The sequence below is a fragment of the Mesorhizobium sp. M7A.F.Ca.MR.176.00.0.0 genome, assembly GCF_004023165.1.
In the GTDB taxonomy this organism is placed as follows: domain Bacteria; phylum Pseudomonadota; class Alphaproteobacteria; order Rhizobiales; family Rhizobiaceae; genus Mesorhizobium.
Genome location: NZ_RZTC01000123.1, coordinates 14,545 through 16,963 on the forward strand (window position 1 = coordinate 14,545; position 2,419 = coordinate 16,963).

A 2,419-nucleotide genomic window follows, 5' to 3' on the forward strand; every position below is an offset into this window, starting at 1 on the left:
TCCCTACACGCTTGCACATTACGTTCAGAACTTTGCGGTGGCGCGGCTTCTGTCCGATTTCCTGTCGGCCAACCCGGACTCGCTGTCTTTCGCCTCGGCGCTCACCGTCACCAAATTCGCGCTTTTCGCCATACCGGTGATCGTCATCGCGGCCTTCTGGCTGGCGGGCCAGAAACGCCAGGCCTGATGCCGCACGCGAAGCCCAACCGGGCAGGGGGCACTTGATGAACCAGACCACGATCTTCTGGCCCGTTCTCGCGCATGTGCTGCTGATCTACATCGTCTACTGCGTCCTGGGTCGTCGCAGATACGGCGCAATCAGGTCAGGCGAGGCGAAGGCCGGTCAGTTCAAGGTGCGTTCGGCCGAACCGGCCTCCAGCGTCACCGTTGCCGCCAATCTCACCAACCAGTTCGAACTGCCGGTGCTGTTTTACGTGCTGTGCCTGACGCTGCACCTGACCAACGGCGTCAACTATCTGACCTTGTCGCTGATGTGGATTTTCGTCGCGTCCCGCTATTTCCATGCCTGGATTCACCTGACCAGCAACAATCTGCTGCTGCGCAGCCGGTCATTCTTCGTCAGTGCGGTGATTCTCCTGCTGGGATGGATCTGGTTCGCGCTGCACCTGCTCGGCGCGGTCTGAGCAGAGCGCTTCTGCCTTCTCCCACAGGGGAGAAGGGAAGTCCGTTCGCCTAAAGGTCGAAAACCGCGATCTTGCGCTTGTCGAACTTGATGCCGATCTCGCCGCGTACCAGCTTGAGCGCGGCCTCGCCGAACACCGCGCGCCGCCAGCCTTGCAGCGCCGGTACGTCGGCTTCCTCGCCCTCGGCGGCGATACGGTCGATGTCGTCGCTGGAGGCCAGCACCTTGGAAGCGACGCCCTCCTTTTCGGCAACGATCCGCAGCAGCACCTTCAACAGTTCCGCCGCGGCGCTCGAGCCCTCGGGCGGCTGGAAACTCTTTGGCAGTTTCGGCATCTCTTCCTTGGGCAAAGCAAGCGCGGTGTTGACCGCGCCAAGCAGCGCCGTTGCCGTCGAGGAGCGCTCCCAGCCCTTCGGCGTCGTGCGCAGCTTGCCGAGGGCTGCCGCGTCGCGCGGCGCCTGCTGCGCCACCTCGTAGATCGCGTCGTCTTTCAGAACGCGGCCGCGCGGCACGTCGCGTTCGCGCGCCTCGCGCTCGCGCCACGCCGCAACGCCTTGCACGATCGCCAGTTCCTGCGGTTTCCGCAACCGCATCTTCAGCCGCTTCCAAGCGTCCTCGGGATGAGGATCATAGGTCTCGCGGGAGGTCAGGACCTCCATCTCCTCGTTGAGCCAATGGGCGCGGTTTTCTCGCTCCAATTCGGCGCTGAGGTGCTGATAGACCTCGATGAGATGCGTAACGTCGGCCAGCGCGTAGTCGAGCTGCTTGTCGGAAAGCGGCCGGTGGCGCCAGTCGGTGAAGCGCGATGACTTGTCGAGCCGTGCGCCGGTGATGCGCTGCACGAGCTGATCGTAGGAAACACTGTCGCCGAAGCCGCAGACCATCGCCGCCACTTGCGTGTCGAACACCGGATGCGGAACCAGATCGCCGAGGTGGACGATGATTTCGATGTCCTGCCGCGCGGCGTGGAAGACTTTGACCACCGCCTCGTTGGCCATCAGCCTGAAGAACGGCTTCAGGTCGATATCGGGAGCCAGCGGATCGATCAACGCCGTCACGCCGGGTGCGGCCATCTGTATGAGGCACAGGATCGGCCAAAACGTCGTTTCTCGTATGAATTCGGTGTCGACGGTGACGAAATCCGACTTTTCGAAAGCGGCGAGAACGGTCTCGAGTTCTTTCTGGGTGGTGATGACGTGCATCAAATCGCTTTTGACAGGAGTAAGGTCTTCCTAGATTTCAGCCGCCGGGGCTTTCGTCAAGCTTTGGCACCGCCATCATCAGGTTCCCGGACCATCGGAATCGTCGTTTCTCCTGGCCAGCCGCGCGAAAACCGTCGAGGTGCGCAGAAGCGCGGTGAAGCGGCCGCGCCTGCCTGCCGGCACACCGGACCGGGCCTGCATGCGGTAAAGGATGACGGCGATGAAGATCGCATAGACCACCGCGCTGAATACAAACAGGGCGCCCGGTCCGAAATATTGCATCGCCGTCGAGGCGGCGAACGGGCCGCCAATGGCGCCGAAGGAATAGAACAGCATCAGCGCCGCATTGATCAGCACGAACTCGCCCGTGTCGGCGCGATCGTTCGAATGCGCCGCCGACAGCGAATAGAGCGGCATGGCGAAACAGCCGAAGATGAAGATGAGGATGAAGTTGAGCGCCGGATTGCTGCCGGCGATGAACACCAGCGCCAGCGCCGAAAGCATCGCGCAGCAGGTCGTGATCAAGAGCACGCGGCGCCGATCCCAGCGGTCGGAGAGGTAGCCAAGCGGATAC

3 protein-coding genes and 1 pseudogene are annotated in these 2,419 nt (G+C 62.5%); 2 read left to right on the top strand and 2 right to left on the bottom strand.

The genetic code is table 11. From position 1 onward, the window contains the following. Positions 1-187: pseudogene (locus tag EOB59_RS36820) on the top strand (hypothetical protein); the annotation flags it as partial. Between the two features lie 37 nt (positions 188-224). Further along, positions 225-644 (top strand): MAPEG family protein, encoded by a 420-nt coding sequence (locus EOB59_RS28950; protein WP_127269489.1) that lies wholly within the window; start codon positions 225-227, stop codon positions 642-644. A 49-nt stretch (positions 645-693) separates the two neighbouring features. On the opposite strand, the gene rnd is transcribed toward EOB59_RS28950, so the two are convergent. Continuing rightward, entirely contained in the window at positions 694-1,845 is a 1,152-nt protein-coding gene (rnd, locus tag EOB59_RS28955) for a ribonuclease D (RefSeq protein ID WP_127272735.1), read from the bottom strand. Between the two features lie 78 nt (positions 1,846-1,923). Beyond that, a partial coding sequence (locus EOB59_RS28960) for an MFS transporter (protein WP_128289798.1) occupies positions 1,924-2,419 on the bottom strand: 496 nt, incomplete at its 5' end.